The organism is Streptomyces sp. NPDC057877, from assembly GCF_042796855.1.
Taxonomy (GTDB): Bacteria; Actinomycetota; Actinomycetes; order Streptomycetales; family Streptomycetaceae; genus Streptomyces.
The window spans coordinates 638,153-655,427 of the sequence record NZ_JBHVMS010000005.1; the positions used below are offsets into that span (position 1 = coordinate 638,153).

16 protein-coding genes are annotated in these 17,275 nt (G+C 73.4%); 8 read left to right on the forward strand and 8 right to left on the reverse strand.

Translation table 11 applies throughout. From position 1 onward, the window contains the following. Genes ACFVQG_RS17865 through ACFVQG_RS17875 form a run of 3 tightly spaced genes read right to left on the reverse strand, consistent with a single transcriptional unit; the run spans position 1 to position 3,597 of the window. Positions 1 to 771, reverse strand: coding sequence for a hypothetical protein (locus ACFVQG_RS17865; protein WP_383383363.1), 771 nt, complete (start codon positions 769 to 771; stop codon positions 1 to 3). Further along, positions 758 to 2,311 (reverse strand): substrate-binding domain-containing protein, encoded by a 1,554-nt coding sequence (locus ACFVQG_RS17870; RefSeq protein ID WP_383383366.1) that lies wholly within the window; start codon positions 2,309 to 2,311, stop codon positions 758 to 760. Before ACFVQG_RS17870 ends, ACFVQG_RS17865 begins: the two co-directional genes overlap by 14 nt. After that, positions 2,308 to 3,597: a hypothetical protein gene (locus ACFVQG_RS17875; protein WP_383383369.1), complete on the reverse strand. Its 1,290-nt coding sequence runs from the start codon at positions 3,595 to 3,597 to the stop codon at positions 2,308 to 2,310. Before ACFVQG_RS17875 ends, ACFVQG_RS17870 begins: the two co-directional genes overlap by 4 nt. 149 nt (positions 3,598 to 3,746) lie before the next feature. Here ACFVQG_RS17875 and ACFVQG_RS17880 point away from each other — a divergent pair, with 149 nt between their 5' ends. After that, positions 3,747 to 4,040 carry a hypothetical protein gene (locus ACFVQG_RS17880; RefSeq protein WP_383383372.1) on the forward strand — a complete coding sequence of 98 codons (294 nt, stop codon included), beginning with the start codon at positions 3,747 to 3,749 and terminating at the stop codon, positions 4,038 to 4,040. Between the two features lie 17 nt (positions 4,041 to 4,057). Here the strand turns inward: ACFVQG_RS17880 and ACFVQG_RS17885 are convergent, their stop codons facing one another. Genes ACFVQG_RS17885 through ACFVQG_RS17895 form a run of 3 tightly spaced genes read right to left on the reverse strand, consistent with a single transcriptional unit; the run spans position 4,058 to position 7,304 of the window. Then, complete coding sequence (locus ACFVQG_RS17885) at positions 4,058 to 5,134, reverse strand: prenyltransferase/squalene oxidase repeat-containing protein (RefSeq protein ID WP_383383375.1); 1,077 nt, start codon at positions 5,132 to 5,134, stop codon at positions 4,058 to 4,060. Further along, positions 5,131 to 5,874, reverse strand: a complete 744-nt coding sequence (locus ACFVQG_RS17890) for a methyltransferase domain-containing protein (protein WP_383383377.1) — start codon at positions 5,872 to 5,874, stop codon at positions 5,131 to 5,133. The genes ACFVQG_RS17885 and ACFVQG_RS17890 overlap by 4 nt, the downstream gene beginning before the upstream one ends. Then, positions 5,868 to 7,304, reverse strand: a complete 1,437-nt coding sequence (locus ACFVQG_RS17895) for a glycosyltransferase family 4 protein (RefSeq protein ID WP_383383380.1) — start codon at positions 7,302 to 7,304, stop codon at positions 5,868 to 5,870. Before ACFVQG_RS17895 ends, ACFVQG_RS17890 begins: the two co-directional genes overlap by 7 nt. Positions 7,305 to 7,482: 178 nt before the next feature. Between ACFVQG_RS17895 and ACFVQG_RS17900 the strand changes: the two genes are divergently transcribed. After that, complete coding sequence (locus tag ACFVQG_RS17900) at positions 7,483 to 8,142, forward strand: TetR family transcriptional regulator (RefSeq protein WP_383383383.1); 660 nt, start codon at positions 7,483 to 7,485, stop codon at positions 8,140 to 8,142. Between the two features lie 240 nt (positions 8,143 to 8,382). On the opposite strand, the gene ACFVQG_RS17905 is transcribed toward ACFVQG_RS17900, so the two are convergent. Then, entirely contained in the window at positions 8,383 to 8,616 is a 234-nt protein-coding gene (locus ACFVQG_RS17905; protein ID WP_383383386.1) for a ferredoxin, read from the reverse strand. Continuing rightward, the gene (locus ACFVQG_RS17910) at positions 8,616 to 10,082 is read right to left on the reverse strand and encodes an aldehyde dehydrogenase (protein WP_383383389.1); all 1,467 of its coding nucleotides are present in this window, start codon (positions 10,080 to 10,082) and stop codon (positions 8,616 to 8,618) included. The genes ACFVQG_RS17905 and ACFVQG_RS17910 overlap by 1 nt, the downstream gene beginning before the upstream one ends. Positions 10,083 to 10,241: 159 nt before the next feature. Between ACFVQG_RS17910 and ACFVQG_RS17915 the strand changes: the two genes are divergently transcribed. The 6 genes from ACFVQG_RS17915 (at position 10,242) to ACFVQG_RS17940 (ending at position 17,015) form a co-directional block, all read left to right on the forward strand. Beyond that, the gene (locus tag ACFVQG_RS17915) at positions 10,242 to 11,267 is read left to right on the forward strand and encodes an MBL fold metallo-hydrolase (RefSeq protein WP_383383392.1); all 1,026 of its coding nucleotides are present in this window, start codon (positions 10,242 to 10,244) and stop codon (positions 11,265 to 11,267) included. A gap of 317 nt (positions 11,268 to 11,584) precedes the next feature. Continuing rightward, positions 11,585 to 12,817 carry a prenyltransferase/squalene oxidase repeat-containing protein gene (locus ACFVQG_RS17920; RefSeq protein ID WP_383383395.1) on the forward strand — a complete coding sequence of 411 codons (1,233 nt, stop codon included), beginning with the start codon at positions 11,585 to 11,587 and terminating at the stop codon, positions 12,815 to 12,817. After that, positions 12,814 to 13,452 (forward strand): SCO2322 family protein, encoded by a 639-nt coding sequence (locus tag ACFVQG_RS17925; protein WP_383383398.1) that lies wholly within the window; start codon positions 12,814 to 12,816, stop codon positions 13,450 to 13,452. Before ACFVQG_RS17920 ends, ACFVQG_RS17925 begins: the two co-directional genes overlap by 4 nt. After that, positions 13,397 to 14,518, forward strand: coding sequence for an energy-coupling factor transporter transmembrane component T (locus ACFVQG_RS17930; RefSeq protein ID WP_383383401.1), 1,122 nt, complete (start codon positions 13,397 to 13,399; stop codon positions 14,516 to 14,518). Before ACFVQG_RS17925 ends, ACFVQG_RS17930 begins: the two co-directional genes overlap by 56 nt. Next, positions 14,515 to 16,185, forward strand: coding sequence for an ABC transporter ATP-binding protein (locus ACFVQG_RS17935; RefSeq protein ID WP_383383405.1), 1,671 nt, complete (start codon positions 14,515 to 14,517; stop codon positions 16,183 to 16,185). The genes ACFVQG_RS17930 and ACFVQG_RS17935 overlap by 4 nt, the downstream gene beginning before the upstream one ends. Further along, the gene (locus tag ACFVQG_RS17940; RefSeq protein WP_383383408.1) at positions 16,182 to 17,015 is read left to right on the forward strand and encodes an ECF transporter S component; all 834 of its coding nucleotides are present in this window, start codon (positions 16,182 to 16,184) and stop codon (positions 17,013 to 17,015) included. Before ACFVQG_RS17935 ends, ACFVQG_RS17940 begins: the two co-directional genes overlap by 4 nt. Positions 17,016 to 17,275 lie beyond the last annotated feature (260 nt).

The window sequence follows — 17,275 nt, forward strand, 5'->3', positions numbered from 1 at the left end:
TCAGCGGAAGATCGCCACCGGCTCCAGCGTCAGCTCGCCCCGCGTCCGGTCCCAGGTCCACACCTTGCCCAGGCACCGCGCCCGGAACTCGCCGCTGAAGTACTCCTCACCCCGGAACCCCTCGCGCAGCCCCTCGGCCTCGCAGTAGATCCGCACCTGCGCGGTCGAGCCGTCGCCGCCGTAGGGGGCGCGCAGTTCGATGGCGCCGTCCTCCCGGCGGCGGGCCGAGAACAGGCCGGTGACCGACACGAAGGACGACATGACGGCGGTCAGCGGGACCCGGCCGTCGCGGTCGCCGCCGAGGGCGTCCCTGAGGTCCCGGTTCGGCACCAGCACCCCGGTGGTCAGGTCGACGTCGACCACCACGTCCTCGTTGCGCATGGTGTCCATCAGCAGCCGTATCACCGTGATGGGCGTGCTCTGCTGGATGTAGGCGGTGACGCGCTCGCGGGTCACGTCCCGGGACGCCTTGCCGCCGCCGAGGCCGAACTTGCCGAGCACGTTGACACCGCTGGTGACATTGGTGCGGTCGGCGACCTCCTGCTCGAGCGCGGCGGAGAAGCCGCCGGTCTGGTAGAGGTCCATGACCCGGTTGTCGTGCAGGAACAGGCACATGCCGTAGCCGGTGCGCCCGGCGCGGCGCCGTCTGCGCACCAGCCCGAGCCGCAGCAGCGCGTACCGGACGAGCACGGCGACCGGGACCGCCGTCAGCGCCCAGACGACCAGCCACGGCCACCACAGGCTCCACCACTGACTGTCAGTGACACCCACGGATCTCCTTGAACGCGTCGGAGAGGGAGGAGAGGCCCGCGTCGACCATGCGGCCGCCGGTCGCCGCGGCGGCCCGCCGCAGCGCGGCGGCGTCGGCCTCTCCGAACTGGACGGGGAAGGTGGGCACTCGGTCGGCCTCGGCGCCGTATCCCCGGTGGCGGCGCAGGAACTCCTCGTAGCCGATGCCGGAGTTGTTCTCGCCGTCCGTCATCAGGACGATCGCGACGGGCCGTCCGGGCTCCTCACGGACGGCGGCGACGGCGGTGCGGTAGCCGTGGTCGAGCGCGGTCCACACGGCGGTGGCGTCGTCGTAGCCGCCCTCGGCGACGGTCTGCTGGAGCGCGCGCAGATCGGCGTCGCCGCGCACGGTGACGGTACGTTCCTCCAGGATCCGCCCGCCGAACCGTACGACGGTCAGGCGCTCCCCGCGGTAGAAGCGGGCGAACTTGCCGGTGGAGGTGCGGTCGGCGCCGCTGAGCCCGGCGAAGGCGGCGCGCAGGTCGGCCATCCGCTCGCCGCGCATGGAGGTGGAGAAGTCCAGCACGAACACCACCTGGTCGGCGGTCTGCCGGGTCGGGTCGCCGTAGTCCGCGACCAGGCGTTCGACGATGGTGAGGCGGTCGGGGAAGGAGAGCGCGTTGCCGATGTCGGTGCGCAGGTCGGCGGTGGGCTCGACGTCCTGGTTGACGGGACGGCGGTGGGTGCCGGACATCAGCTCGCGCTGCGCGTCCGCGCCGAGGAGCCAGTCGACGGCCTTGCGGTAGGCGTCACGCTTGCCGGGGTCCAGGAGCAGCAGCGGGAAGTCGGACAGCACCATGCCGTCGTCGGGGTGGACGATCTCCAGCGGGCGGTCGAGCTTGCCGGTGGCGTTGACGGAGAGCAGTTCCGACTCGTGGGCGATCAGGGCGTTGGCGTCGTCCTGGCGGTCCGGGTAGGTGGCGGTCAGCTCGCGGGAGGCGGGCGCGGTGAGGGTGTGGCCGGAGCGGAAGCCGCGCAGGCGGTCGCAGGTGACGTCCTGCTCGCGCAGGGCGGTGCCGGTGCCCGCGGCGGCGGTGGCGACGCCGACCAGCGCGGCGCGGCCGGTGTCGCTGACCCGGGGGTCGGCCATGCCGAACCGCACGGTGCCGTCGGCCGCGGCGTCCGCGACGTCGGCCCAGGAGATCCGGCCGCCGGGGGCGTCCGCGCGCAGCCTCGTCGCGGTGTCGGGGGTGAGGCCCACGACGACGGGTGAGCGCATGATCGGCGTCGACTCGGGGCGGGTACGGCCCTCGTCGCGCAGGCGCAGCAGATAGGAGCGGTCGGAGGCGAGCCAGGCCAGGTCGTAGCCGTCCTGGCCCTTTCCGGTGAGGTCGGCGGTGGCCTCGTAGGTCAGCTCCAGCTTGACGCCGGTGTCCTCTTCCAGGTCGTCCAACAGGGGTGCGACGTCGGCGAGTTCGGGGCTGGCGATGACGCGGAGGGTGGTGGTGTCGCCGCCGGTGCAGGAGGTGAGGGCGGTGGTGAGGAGGAGTACGGCCAGGACGAGACGCGGCAGGGCCCTCATGACGCGTCCCGCACAGGTGGGTCGCAGTCGCCGACGTAGTCGATGATCTCCTCCAGGACCTCCAGATCGGGCTCGTACACCTTCGTCCGGTCGGTGTTCTGGGCCGGGGCCTGGATGCCGTTGTCGCGGAGGTGGGCGTTGAGCTGTTCGCTGGTGCCGTCCTCGCCGGAGAAGCGGACGCGGAAGCCCAACTCCATGGCGCGGCGGCGCAGTTCCTTGTCCTGCTCGATCAGGCGGACCAGCCGGTCGCCCTCGTCGGTGAGGCCGATGAGCTGGGGCTCGGTGAGGGCGTAGGGCGTGGGGTAGAGCAGGACGCGGGTGTCGTCCTGGGTGCCGTGCTTGTCGTGGTGGGCGATCTGGTGGGCCAGGTACTGGTGTTCGTAGAGCACCGCGATGGGGGCGATGCTCTCGCCGATGTCGGAGAAGTAGCTGTCGGCCTGTTCGTCGGCCCACATGCCCTGGAGGCTGATGAAGGGTTTGATCTTCCGGCCGACGTCACGGACCTCGGCGGCGAGACGGGTCTCGTCGGTGTGTTCGGCGCCCGGTGTGCTGTTGCCGTTGGCGACGAACGCCAGGATGCTCAGGTACGTGCCCGCGGAGTTGGACTCGCAGACGTTGGAGGTGCGGACCAGGACGCGTCCGCTGTTGCTGCGGCCGGTGAGGGCGTCGTAGCCGATGCCGTTCCAGTGGTCGGCCTTCTCCTCCTCGCCGTCCCGGTGGTCCGGCGGGCCGTCCTTGCCGTCGAGGAGCCGGGTGAACTCCCGCATGTCGAGGTTGTAGTAGAGCGTCTTGGCGTCCCCCTCGGCGGGCTGCCGCTCGGCGACGCCCGCCTTGACCAGGGTCTCGGCGTAGTCGCGGAAGGTGGCCAGGACCAGCGGTGTGACGAAGGGCCGTACGGAGCGCACCGAGCGGGTCTGGCGGTCCAGGATGAGCTTGGCGGCGGGCTGGCCGGAGGGGAAGACGGCGTCCATGCCCTTGAGGGACTGGGTGGCGATGCCCCGGGAGCCGAGCCGGTGGACGTCCACGCGGATGCCGTGCTCGAGTAACAGGCGCTGCACCTCGGGGTCGCGGAAGTAGTCGCTCTTGGAGGCCATGCGGGCCTCGATGGTCGTGATCGTCTCGAAGGGCCGCAGGGTGTTCCCCGTGACCAGCAGGGAGATCAGACCGGCGAGGGCGAGGGGCAGCGCGACAACGACATGGCGGGGAACCTGACGGCCGGGTCGCCGATGGCGGGTGGCGAGCCGGGGTTCTTCTACGGTGGTGACTGGTCTGGGCTCGTCGGGCACCGGCGCTCCTGCCTCTCCAGGGGTCAGGATCATCAGCGACCACCCCGAACGTCAACTGTCGGAAGAACAAACTCCGTTCGAACCCCGAGCGAACGGCGAACGACGGCGCGCGCGGGTTTCAGTGTGCCCGCGGCGGCTACCCGCAGGGCATGTCCCCCGGATATCGCACCGGTTCCCAGGCAGGTCGGGTCATCGCCATCGTCGCCGATGTGATGGCGCTGATCCTCGGCCTGTGGATCCTGATGTACCTCCTGGACGCCAACCGCGCTAACGACTTCGTGCAGTTCGTCCACGACGTCGCCCGCTGGCTGGCGGGCTGGTCACACGACCTGTTCACCTTCGACGAGGAGTGGGCGAGGGTGGTGTGCGGGTACGGCCTGGCGGCGGTGGTCTACCTGGTGGTGGGCCACGCGGTCGCGGGACGGCTGTACCGCAGGCACTAGCGCCTGTCGCCGCTTCGTCAGCAGCAGTCCGTGTCCACGTCGTCCAGACCGCGCGGCAGCTGGTCGCCGCCGAAGACCGAGCAGGTGGCCTCGTCGCCGCCGAGCGCGGCCACGGCGAGGAGCAGCGAGCCCGCGGTCCAGGAGGTCAGTTCCTCCGGCCAGATCACCTTGTCCTCGAAGACCAGGCCCGTCCAGTACATGCCCGACTCGGTGTCGCGCAGTTGCTGGATGGACTGGAGGATCTCCAGCGCGCGGTCGGACTCGCCGACCGCCCAGAGCGTGAGGGCGAGTTCGGCGGACTCGCCGCCGGTCACCCACGGGTTGGGGACGACGCAGCGCACGCCGAAGCCGGGCACGACGAAGCGGTCCCAGCCCTCCTCGATCCGCTCCTTGGCCTCCGCGCCGGTCAGCGCGCCGCCGAGGACGGGGTAGTACCAGTCCATGGAGTAGCGGGCCTTGTCCAGGAACCGCTCGGGGTGCCGCCGGATCGCGTGCCGCAGGGTGCCCAGCGCCAACTCCCAGTCGGGCTGGGCCTCTTCGCGCTGCTCGGCGATGGCGAGGGCGCAGCGCAGGGCGTGGTGGACGGAGGAGCAGCCGGTGAGCAGGGCGTCGGAGGTGGCGGTGCCGTCGTCCTCGCGGCGCCAGCCGATACGGCCGTCCGGCTGCTGGAGTTCGAGCACGAACTCGACGGCGGCGTGGACGGTCGGCCACATGCGGTCGAGGAAGGCGTCGTCGCCGGTGGCGAGGTAGTGGTGCCAGACGCCCACGGCCACATAGGCGACGAAGTTGGTCTCGCGCCCCCGGTCGGTGACGGCGGTGGCGTCCCCGTCGGCGTAGGCGGCGTACCAGGAGCCGTCGGCGTTCTGGTGGCGGCGCAGCCACTCGTAGGCCCGCTCGGCGGCCTCGTGTTCACCGGCCGCGTCCAGGGCCATGGCGGCCTCGGTGTGGTCCCAGGGGTCGAGGTGGTGCCCCCGGAACCAGGGTATGGCTCCGTCCGCGCGCTGCACCGCGAGCAGGGCGCGTACGGTCTCGGCGGCCTCGTCGGCGGTGAGTACGCCGGGCAGGACGAGGTGGTCGGTGCGGGGGGTGGTCACTTGGCGTCCGCCTCGGGCACCCGCGGGAGGTGGGGCTTGGTGGCGTACGCCACGAAGCTCTTGCCGATCAGCGGGTTGAGCGCCTGCTCGGCGACCCGGGTGGCCAGGGGCTTCTTCATGATGTCCCAGACCAGCAGCTTGTGGTACGCCCGCACCGGCAGCACCTTGTCGTTGTCGACGCCGAACGCGCACTTCAGCCACCAGTACGGGGAGTGCAGGGCGTGGGCGTGGTGGGTGCCGTAGGGCCTGAGACCGGCCTCGCGCATCTTGGCCAGCAGTTCGTCGGCCCTGTAGATGCGGATGTGCCCGCCCTCGACCTCGTGGTAGGCGTCGGAGAGGGTCCAGCAGACCTTCTCGGGGCCGTAGCGCGGGACGGTGACGGCTATCCGGCCGCCCGGCTTGAGCACCCGGACCATCTCGGCGAGGACGCCCTTGTCGTCGGGGATGTGCTCCATCACCTCGGAGATGATCACCACGTCGAAGGACTCGTCGGGGAACGGCAGCGCGAGCGCGTCGCCCTCCATGGCGGTGGCGGTGGCCCCGGCGGGCGCCTCACCGGCCTCCCGCATCGCCGCGAACCACTTGGCGACCTCGCGGATCTCCTCGCCGTTCTGGTCCAGCGCCACGACGCGCGCGCCACGCCGGTAGCACTCGAACGCGTGCCGCCCCGCACCACAGCCGAGGTCCAGGACACGGTCCCCCGGGGCGAGCGGGAACCGGGAGAAGTCGACGGTCAGCACGTGGCCCTGCTTTCGGGGTAGACGCTGGTGACACGGGGCGAGGCGGTGGGGGCCTCGGTGGGCGCGGCGGACGCCGGGAGGTCGGACGCCGGGGCGGGAGCCGAGGCCGCGGTCGAGACGGAACCCCGGGTACGGGCGATGGCCTCGCGGTAGTGAGCCACCGTCCCCTGCGCCGCCCGGGCCCAGGTGAAGTGCCGCAGGACGCGCTCGCGGCCCGCCGCGCCCAGGCGTGCCCGCAGGTCGGGGTCGGCCAGCAGGCGGGTCAGACCGGCGGCCAGGGCGTCCGCGTCGCCGGGAGGCACCGCGAGGCAGGTCTCCCCGTCGCGTCCGGCGACCTCGGGGATCGCGCCGCCGGTGGTGGCGAGCAGCGGCGTTCCGGTGGCCATGGCCTCGGCGGCCGGGAGGGAGAAGCCCTCGTAGAGCGACGGCACGCACGCGACCTGCGCCGAGCGCACCAAGTCGACCAGTTCGGCGTCGGAGATGCCCTTGACGAAGTCGACGGCGCCCTGGAGGCCGTAGCGCTCGATCACCCGCGCCACCGGCCCCTCCTCGGGCCGCTTGCCCACGACGACGAGGTGGGCGGTGGGGTGCTCGGCGCGGACCTTGGCCAGGGCCTCGACGAGGAAGACCAGGCCCTTGAGCGGCACATCGGCGCTGGAGGTGGTGACGATCCGCCCCGGCACCCGCGGCACCGACGGATCGGGCGAGAAGAGGTCGGTGTCGGCGCCGATGTGCACGACGTGGACCCGGTCCTCGCGGACGCCGAGGTGTTCGACGATCTCGGCGCGGGAGGTGCCGGAGACGGTGAGCACGGAGGGCAGTCGGCGCGCGACGCGCTTCTGCATCCGGGCGAAGGCGTACCAGCGCCGCACGGACCACCGGCGGCCACGGGTCGGGGCGGCGTCCAGCTCCAGCCGCCGGTCCACGGTGATGGGGTGGTGGACGGTGGTGACCAGGGGGGCGCCGATGTCGCCCAACAGGCCGTAGCCCAGGGTCTGGTTGTCGTGCACGACGTCGAAGTCACCGCGCCGGGCGCGCAGATGGCGGCGGGCGCGCAGGGAGAACGTCAGGGGTTCGGGGAAGCCGCCGGTCCACATCGTGGCGACCTCGAGCGCGTCGATCCAGTCGCGGTACTCGTCGCGGCCCGGCGTGCGGAAGGGGTCGGGCTGGCGGTAGAGGTCGAGACTGGGCAGCTCGGTGAGGGTCGGGCCGCCCGGGGACTCGTCGAGGACGGGGTACGGCTGGGCGCCGATGACCTCGACCCGGTGTCCGAGGCGGGCCAGCTCGCGGGAGAGGTGCCGGACGTAGACGCCCTGGCCGCCGCAGAACGGGTTCCCTTTGTAGGTGAGGAGTGCGATGCGGAGCGGTCGCAAGCCGTCGGCGGCGAGGTGGTCCTGACGGGGACCCGCCTGACTGGCCTCAGCGGTCACTCTGGGCCCCCTTCTGCCTGCACTTCGCGAGACTACGCCGGGACGCTAATCTAGAACAAGTTTCAGACTTGATCGTCCGGAGGGTCCGAATCTACCGGCAGGTAGGTGGGCTGTGACCAGTGGATCAGGTGATTCGCGCCACGGCGCGAGCCCGTCCACACACGGCGGAGCGGACAGAGTGGGCAAGGTGGAGAAGGTGGCCAAGGCGGATGTCGGCAGCGCGCGCCCCGACGCGCCGCCGCTCACCGAGCGACAGGCGGCCCGGCGCCGCCGCATCCTGCACGCCTGCGCCCAGCTGGCCAGCCGGGGCGGGTTCGACGCGGTGCAGATGCGGGAGGTCGCGGAGTCCTCCCAGGTGGCCCTGGGCACGCTGTACCGCTACTTCCCCTCCAAGATCCACCTGCTGGTCGCGACCATGCAGGACCAGCTCGACCACATGCACGGCACCCTGCGCAAGAAGCCGCCCGCGGGCGAGCGGGCGTCGGAGCGGGTGGCGGTGACCCTGATGCGGGCCTTCCGCGCCCTGCAGCGCGAGCCGCACCTGGCCGACGCGATGGTCAGGGCGCTCACCTTCGCCGACCGCAGTGTGAGCCCGGAGGTGGACCAGGTCTCCCGGCAGACGACGGCGATCATCCTGGAGGCCATGGGCCTGACCACCCCGCCCACCCCCGACCAGCTCTCCGCCGTGCGCGTCATCGAGCACACCTGGCACTCGGCCCTCACCACCTGGCTCTCGGGCCGCGCCTCCATCGCCCAGGTGCGGATCGACATCGAGATGGTGTGCCGCCTGATCGACCTGACGGAACCGGTCATCGACGCGGAGCCCCAGCGGGCATAGGAAACGACCTACGAGGCGGGTTCCCTTCGCCGGTATTGTCCGGATCAGGTGGTGGGGGTCGCCTTCCAGGCGTACGCCTCGCGGTCGTACGTCCTTCCGGCCTCTCAGCCCGACCGTAGACGTCGGCACCAGCGGAAACCCGTACAACTCGGTCTCTCGCCAGAGTCGGCTACTCCGGTCGAACTCCCTCACTCGTCTCGTAGGCCTACAAACAGAGTAAATCGGTCACCTTCCCGTGCGCTAGTCCTCCGGCGGGAAAATCGGCTCCCCGCTGCCCAGCAGCTCGATCGAGATGGCCTCCACGGGGCAGTTCTCCGCCGCCGTCAGGATCTCCTCGGCCGCGTCCACCACCGCCTCGACGGGGTGGGACTGGCGGCCCGTGTCGAGGCGGAAGGCGGTCGGGGCGTGGTGGACGCACTGGGCGGAGCCGACGCACAGGGAGCGGTCGACCTCCACCCGCCAGCGGTCGCCCATCAGCGCACCGCCTCCTCGTACCCGGCCGGGAGGTGGATCATCTTGTGCTCGAGATAGGCGCCGTAGCCCTCGGGACCGAACTCCCGGCCCAGTCCGCTGTCCTTGTAGCCGCCGAACGGGCCGAGCATGTCCAGGCTGAAGGTGTTCACGGAGTAGGTGCCGGTGCGCACCTGCCGGGCGACGGCGACGCCCCGCTCGGTGTCCGCCGTCCACACACTGCCGCTCAGGCCGTACGAGGAGTCGTTGGCGATCTTCACGGCCTCCGCCTCGTCGCCGTACGGCAGCAGGCAGATCACCGGGCCGAAGATCTCCTCGCGGGCGATGCGCATGGAGTTGTCGACGTCGCCGAAGAGGGTCGGCTCGACGTACCAGCCGCGCTCCCGGCCCGGCGGGCGTCCGCCGCCCGTGAGGATCTTGGCGCCCTCCTCCTGGCCGATGCGGATGTAGTCCAGATTCCGCTGCTGCTGGCGCCGCGCCACCAGGGGGCCCACCTGCGTCGCCGGGTCCAGCGGGTCGCCCACCACCAGCGCGCCCGCCGCCGCGGTGAACGCCTCGGCGAACTCGTCGTAGCGCGAGCGCGGGAGCAGGATGCGGGTCTGGGCCACGCACGCCTGGCCGTTGTTCATCCAGGCCGCCGGGACCACCCCCGCCACCGTCGCCGCCACGTCCGCGTCCGGCAGGACCACGGCCGCCGACTTGCCGCCCAGCTCCAGCGTCACCCGGGTCAGGTTGCGCGCCGCCACCTCCATGACCCGCCTGCCCGCCGCCACCGAGCCGGTGAAGGCGACCTTGTCGACGCCGGGGTGCCCGACCAGGTACTCGCTGACCTCGCGGTCCGCCGGGAGGATCGACAGCACACCCTCCGGCAGCCCGGCCTCGCGCGCGATCTCACCGAGGACGTACGCGTCCAGCGGTGACTCCGGGGACGGTTTCAGTACGACTGTGCAGCCGGTCAGCAGCGCCGGTGCCAGCTTCGCCGCCGCCACGAACTGCGGGACGTTCCAGGGGACCACCGCCGCGACCACCCCGACCGGTTCGCGCCGGACGAGGATGCGGCCCAGGACGCCGTCGCGCCCCTCCTCGTACACGTAGTCCCGCGCGACCGTGATCGCCGCGTCCCACACCATCATCGCGCCCAGCGCCTGCGCGAGGACGCTCCAGGAGTACGGCGACCCGTTCTCGGACGAGATCACGCGGGCGATCTCCTCGTGCCGGGCCGCGATGCCGTCCTTGATCCGGCTGACGACCGCGATCCGCTCGTCCAGGGGCAGCCGCGGCCAGGGCCCCTCGTCGAACGCCCGGCGCGCCACCGCGACCGCCCGGTCCACGTCCGCGGGCGCGGCGTGCGGCACCCGGCCGATGACGTCCTCGGTGTGCGGGGAGACCACCTCGATGACGTCCCTGCCCAGGGGGTCGGTCAACTCCCCGCCGATGAAAAGCTGCCCGTGCTCCGTGACCTCGGTCATGGCCAGTCCACCCCTGACGATCCATCAGATTCTGTGGTCACTGGCACTGATAGCAGCTCCGGGGCCCGTCGTCCACGGCTCCCGCACCCCCAATGGAAACGTGTTCTAGTTATAGTGACCGGGCGGACAGGCCCGCGCGGCACGGCGATTGGGGAGCCCATGGCGCAGGTGCACGACCACGGCGGCGGCGTCACCTCCGTCCAGGTCCCCATCCCGGACAACCCCCTCGGCCACACCCTGGTGTACGTCGTGGACACCGACCGCGGCCCCGTCCTGATCGACACCGGCTGGGACGACCCGGCGTCCTGGGACACCCTCGCCGACGGCCTCGCGGCGTGCGGCACCGCACCGGCCGAGATCCACGGCGTGGTCATCACCCACCACCACCCCGACCACCACGGCCTGTCGGGCCGGGTACGGGAGGCGTCCGGGGCCTGGCTCGCGATGCACGCGGCGGACGCCGCCGTCGTACGCCGCACCCGCACCGCCCGCCCCGAGCGCTGGCTCTCCTACATGGCCGCGAAGCTCACCGCCGCGGGAGCCCCCGACGACCACACCGGGCCCCTGCGCACGGCGCGCACCAGCCGCCTCCCCGGCCTCTCCCCCGCGCTGCCCGACCGCGACATCACCCCCGGCGAACTCCTGCCCCTCCCCGGCCGCCGCCTGCGGGCCGTCTGGACGCCGGGACACACACCCGGCCATGTCTGCCTGCACCTGGAGGAGGAGCATCCGGCCCGGCTGCCCGGCCACGGCCGCCTCTTCTCCGGCGACCACCTGCTGCCCGGGATCACCCCGCACATCGGCCTGTACGAGGACCCGGACGACACGACGGTCACCGACCCGCTCGGCGACTACCTCGACTCCCTCGAACGCGTCGCCCGTCTCGCCCCCGCCGAGATCCTCCCGGCCCACCAGCACCCCTTCACCGGCGCCCCGGAACGGGTGGGCGGCCTCCTCGCCCACCACGAGCACCGCCTCACCGACCTGCTCGCCCTGCTCACCACCCCCCTCACCCCCTGGCAGCTCGCCACCCGCATGACCTGGAACCGCCCCTGGCCCCAACTCCCGCACGCCTCCCGCACGATCGCCGTCGCCGAGGCCGAGGCCCATCTGCGGCACCTGGTGAAGCGGGGCCGGGCGGAGGCGGTGGCGGGGAGCGAGCCGACCGCGTACCGGGCGCTGTAGGCGACCGGCAGGCGTCCCCTGAACTACGGACCGGTAGCATGGCCCGGTCGTCATCACATCCGTACGGGGGGAAGCCGGTGCAAATCCGGCGCTGACCCTTCCCCAAGTTCCTCGACTTCGCTCGGACAGGGGATGCCCCTATCCGTGAACCGCCGCAAGGCCGGTGAGCCGGAATGCCCCGGACGGCGAAAGTGACCGGCTCAAGCGCACCGGCGTCCGGCCGGTGTGCGGCACCGTCGAGGCATACGGAGCCGAGCCGCCGGGGGTGCCCCGTGCTGCCCGGCTGCCCGAGCAGCACAGAGAGGCACCCGCCGATCATGAACATCCGCCGCAGTGCGGCGGCCCTGGCCGCCGTCGCCGTGATCGGCGCCGCCGCGGCCCCGGTCGCCCACGCCGCCGACCCGTCGCCGTCCCCGTCGCTGCCGTCCGCCCTGTACGGCACCGCCGACCCCACCTACGACGGCGTCTGGCGGCAGTCGCTGGCGCTGCTCGCCCAGGACACCGCGGGGGTCACGCCCGCCGCCGAGGCCGTGGCGTGGCTGGCCGCGCAGCAGTGCGACAGCGGCGCGTTCGCGCCCTTCCGGGCCGACCCGGGCCAGCCCTGCGACGCCGGGACCGCCGTCGACACCAACCAGACCGCCGCCGCCGTCCAGGCCATGGCCGCCCTCGGTGGCCACCAGGCCGTGACCGGCAAGGCCGTCACCTGGCTGAGGTCCGCCCAGAACGAGGACGGCGGCTGGGGCTACACCCTGGGCAGCCCCAGCGACGCCAACTCCACCTCCGTCGTCATCGGCGCGCTCGCCGCCGTCGGCGAGAAGCCGGAGCAGGTCGAGAAGGGCGGCAAGTCCCCGTATGACGCGCTGCTGGCGCTCTCCATACCCTGCGGGGAGGACGGCGGCGGTGCCTTCGCCTACCAGCCCGACAAGAAGGGCAAGCTCGTCGCCAACGCCGACGCGACCGCCGCGGCCGTCGTGGGCGCCCTCGGCAAGGGCCTGACCGGCGCCGACCCGAAGCCGGGCGGCACCGAGCCCACCTGCGCGAAGGCCACCGGCGCCGGGCAGGCCGCGCGCAACGGCGCCGCCCACCTCGTCGACGCCCTCGGCGAGGACGGCCACCTGATGTCCGCCCTGCCCGGTGCCGAGGACCAGCCCGACTACGGCAACACCGCCGACGCCGCCCTCGCCCTCGCCACCGCCGGACACGCCGACCTGGCCGCCCCCGCGCTGCGCTGGCTCGGCGACCACTACCAGGGCTGGGCCAAGCAGTCCGGCCCGGCCGCGTACGCGCAGCTGATCCTCGCCGCCGACGCGGCCGGGTTCGACGTACGGGACTTCGACGGCAGCGGCGACGACCTGGTCAAGCGGCTGAACGCGACCGGTCCGGCGCCGGAGTCGGCGGAGTCGGGCGCCGAGAAGGCGGCTCAGGAGGAGGCGGAGAAGGACGACGACTCCGGCTTCGGCGTGCTGTGGACGGTCGGGGTGTTCCTCGTCGCCGGTATCGGCATCGGCTTCCTGATCAGCGGCCGCAAGAAGGGCCCGTCGCAGCCGTGAGGTCCCGCCGCCGTGCCGCCGCCCTGCCCGCGCTCCTGCTCGCCGCGCTGCTGGCCGCCCTCACGGGCGCGGCCCCGGCGCGGGCCGCGGGCTACCGCTACTGGTCGTACTGGGAGCGCGAGGGCGACCGCTGGACGTACGCCAGCCAGGGCCCGTCCCTGGTCCGCCCGTCCGACGGCGACGTCCAGGGCTTCCGCTTCTCGGTGAGCGAGAACTCCCAGGACGCCGCCCAGCCGCGCGGCACGGCGGACTTCACGGCCATCTGCGCGTCCACGCCCGCGCGGGACGGCCGCAAACGCGTCGCCCTCGTCCTCGACTTCGGCACCCGCGCGGACGCCCCGTCCGGCGAGACCCCGCCCGCCCGCCGCACGGCCTGCGCGAGCGTGTCCCCGGACGCCTCCGCCGCCGAGGCCCTGGCCGCGGTGGCGAAGCCCCTGCGCTACGACACCAACGCGCTGTTGTGCGCGATCGCGGGGTATCCGGAGCGGGGATGCGGGGAGCAGATAGCGACGGAGGACGGAGGCGCGGCGGAGCAGGACGGCGACGGGGGCCCGTCGCTGGGTCTCCTCACGGGCGCCGGTGTCGTCGCCGTGCTCGCCGCGGCAGCGGTGTGGCAGGCCCGCCGCCGTGGGTGAGCGTGCCGCCGTCCACCCCGGCGCCTGGTGGCTGTGGTCCCTCTGCCTCGGTACCGCCGCCACCCGCACCACCAACCCCCTCCTCCTCGGCCTGCTCATATCCGTCTCCGCGTACGTCGTCGCGGCCCGCCGCCCGGACACCCCCTGGGCCCGTTCCTACGGCGCCTTCGTCAAGCTGGCCGTCGCCGTGCTGCTGATCCGGCTGGTGTTCGCGGTGGCCCTGGGCTCCCCCATCCCCGGCACGCACATCCTGCTCACCCTGCCCGAAGTCCCGCTCCCCGACTGGGCGCGGGGCATCCGCCTGGGCGGCAAGGTGACCGCCGAGGGGCTGGTCTTCGCGCTGTACGACGGGCTGCGCCTGGCCACCCTGCTGATCTGCGTCGGCGCCGCGAACGCCCTGGCCAGTCCCACCCGGCTGCTGAAGTCACTGCCGGGCGCGCTGTACGAGATGGGGGTCGCGGTGGTCGTGGCGCTCACCTTCGCGCCGCACCTCATCGCGGACGTGCGGCGGCTGCGTGCCGCCCGGCGGCTGCGGGGCCGACAGGACAGGGGCATCCGGGGCCTGCTCCAGGTCGGGCTGCCGGTGCTGGAGGGCGCCCTGGAGCGCTCGGTCGCCCTCGCCGCCGCGATGGACGCGCGCGGATACGGCCGTACCGCCGCCGTCCCCGCCGCGGTCCGCCGTACGACGGCCGCGCTCACCCTCACCGGCCTGCTCGGTGTCTGCGCGGGCACGTACGGCGTGCTGACGGCGGCGGGCGGCACGTACGGGCTGCCGGTGCTGCTGGCCGGACTCGCCGCCGCGCTCGCCGGGCTGTGGCTGGGCGGCAGGCGCACCCCGCGCACCCGGTACCGCCCGGACCCCTGGGACCTGCGGGCCTGGCTGGTCGCCGGGTCCGGTGCCGGGGTCGCCGTGCTGCTGGTGCTGGCCGCGAGCCGGGACCCGGCGGCGCTGCGGCCCGGGGTGGTCCCGCTGGTCGCCCCCGAACTCCCGCTGTGGCCCGCCGCCGCCGTACTCCTCGGTCTCCTCCCGGCGTTCGTCACCACCCCCGCGAAGGAGCCCTCGTGATCCGCTTCGAGGACGTGACCGTCACCTATGACGGGGCCGTCGAACCCACCGTCCGTGACGTGGACTTCGAGGTCCCGGAGGGTGAACTCGTCCTGCTGGTCGGCCCGTCGGGCGTCGGCAAGTCCACCGTGCTCGGCGCGGTCAGCGGGCTCGTCCCGCACTTCACCGGCGGCACCCTGCGCGGCCGGGTCACGGTCGCGGGCCGCGACACCCGCACCCACAAGCCGCGCGAACTCGCCGACGTGGTCGGCACGGTGGGCCAGGACCCGCTGTCCCACTTCGTGACGGACACCGTCGAGGACGAACTCGCCTACGGCATGGAGTCGCTCGGCCTCGCCCCGGACGTGATGCGGCGCCGGGTGGAGGAGGCCCTCGACCTGCTGGGCCTCGCGGACCTGCGGGACCGCCCCATCGCCACCCTGTCCGGCGGCCAGCAGCAGCGGGTGGCGATCGGCTCGGTGCTCACCCCGCACCCCCGGGTGCTGGTCCTCGACGAGCCGACCTCGGCCCTGGACCCGGCCGCCGCCGAGGAGGTCCTCGCGGTCCTCCAGCGGCTCGTCCACGACCTCGGTACGACCGTCCTGATGGCCGAACACCGGCTGGAACGCGTCGTCCAGTACGCCGACCAGGTCGTCCTGCTGCCCGCGCCGGGCGCCCCGCCGGTCCTCGGCACCCCGGCCGACGTGATGGCCGTCTCGCCGGTCTTCCCGCCGGTGGTCGGCCTGGGCCGACTGGCGGGCTGGTCGCCCCTGCCGCTGACCATCCGCGACGCCCGTCGCCGGGCCGCGCCCCTGCGGGAGCGCCTGAGCGGGGCGGCACCGGCACCGGCACCACCGATGCCGCGCCGACCCGGTCCCGCGCCCTCCCCGCTCCGGGGCCTCCCGCGCAAGCGCACCCCGGCCCCCGCCCCCGCGGCCTCCGCCGCCGAGGCACGCTCCCTCGCCGTCCGCCGGGGCCGGGTCCCCGCCCTGCGCGGTGTCGACCTCACCGTCTCCCCCGGTGAGACCGTCGCCCTGATGGGCCGCAACGGCGCGGGCAAGTCCACCCTGCTGTCCGCGCTGGTGGGCCTGGTCGAGCCGACCTCCGGCACGGTCCGCGTCGGTGGCGCGGTCCCGCACCGGACGCCGCCGCGGGACCTCGTACGCCGTGTCGGTCTCGTACCGCAGGAGCCGCGGGACCTGCTGTACGCCGACACCGTGGCCGCCGAGTGCCGGGCCGCCGACGAGGACGCGGGGGCGGCGCCGGGTACCTGCCGGGCGCTGGTCAGCGGGCTGCTGCCCGGGGTGGGCGACGGCACCCACCCACGGGACCTGTCGGAGGGGCAGCGGCTCGCCCTGGCGCTGGCGGTCGTGCTGACCGCCCGGCCGCCGCTGCTGCTGCTCGACGAGCCGACCCGTGGCCTGGACTACGCGGCGAAGGCCCGGCTGGTCGAGGTGGTGCGGGACCTGGCGGCCGAGGGGCACGCCCTCGTGCTGGCCACGCACGACGTGGAGCTGGCGGCGGAGATCGCGCACCGGGTGGTGCTGCTCGCGGAGGGCGAGGTGATCGCGGACGGCCCGACGGCCGAGGTGGTCGTCTCCTCCCCGTCCTTCGCCCCGCAGGTCACCAAGATCCTCGCGCCGCAGCCCTGGCTCACGGTCACCCAGGTGCGGGGGGCGCTCGCATGACGCCGCCGCGGCGGGACCGGCAGGCCCGCGCCATCCGCCTCGGCCCCCGCTCTCTCGCCGCGCTCCTCCTGGTCAGCGCCGTGGGTGTGGCGGCGGTCGGGTGGCCCTTCCTGGTGCCGCCCGAGTCGCAGGTGGCCGCCCACGCCAAGGACGCGCCGTGGCTGTTCGCGGGGCTGCTCGTGCTGCTCGTGGCGGTGGTCGCGGCGACGATCGCCGAGTCCGGGCTGGGGCCCAAGGCGGTCGCCATGCTCGGGGTGCTGGCGGCGACCGGGGCCGCGCTGCGCCCGATCGGCGCGGGGACGGCGGGCATCGAGCCGATGTTCTTCCTGATGGTGCTCAGCGGCCGGGTGCTCGGGCCGGGCTTCGGCTTCGTCCTGGGCGCGGTGACGATGTTCGCGTCCGCGCTGCTCACCGGTGGGGTGGGGCCGTGGCTGCCGTTCCAGATGCTGTCGATGGGCTGGTTCACGATGGGCGCGGGGCTGCTGCCGGGCCCGGACCGGCTGCGCGGCCGGGGTGAGCTGCTGCTGCTCGCCGCCTACGGCTTCCTGGCCGCCTTCGCCTACGGCACCGTCATGAACCTCGCGGGCTGGACGTTCATGGACACCAACGCCTCGAACATCGCCTTCGACGCCGACGCGGACGTGGCCACCAACCTGGCGCGCTTCGTCGCGTACTGCCTGGCGACCTCGCTCGGCTGGGACCTGGGACGCGCCGTCGTCACCGTCGTACTGACGCTGGTGCTCGGTCCGGCGGTGCTCAGGGCGCTGCGCCGGGCGACGCGGCGGGCCGCTTTCGAGGCGCCGGTCACATTCGACCGATCCGCTGGGTAGGGAGTCGTGCGCGGGTGGTTACTCACGTGGTGAACCACCCCACATGACCCAGATCACCAACGAGGCCGCCTAGTAGCCGATCCGGCCTGGCATGCCCTCGACATTACCCGCGCTGACCTGGGGTTTGAGACCCAGGTCACAGGACGGATGATCCGCCCACATGCGACCACAACTAGTAAAAGGGGTCATTGCGGACCCCTTCCCGGCCTGCTTCTCTGGATGACGTCGCACGGCGCCGACGAGCCCCCAGGGCCGCGGCG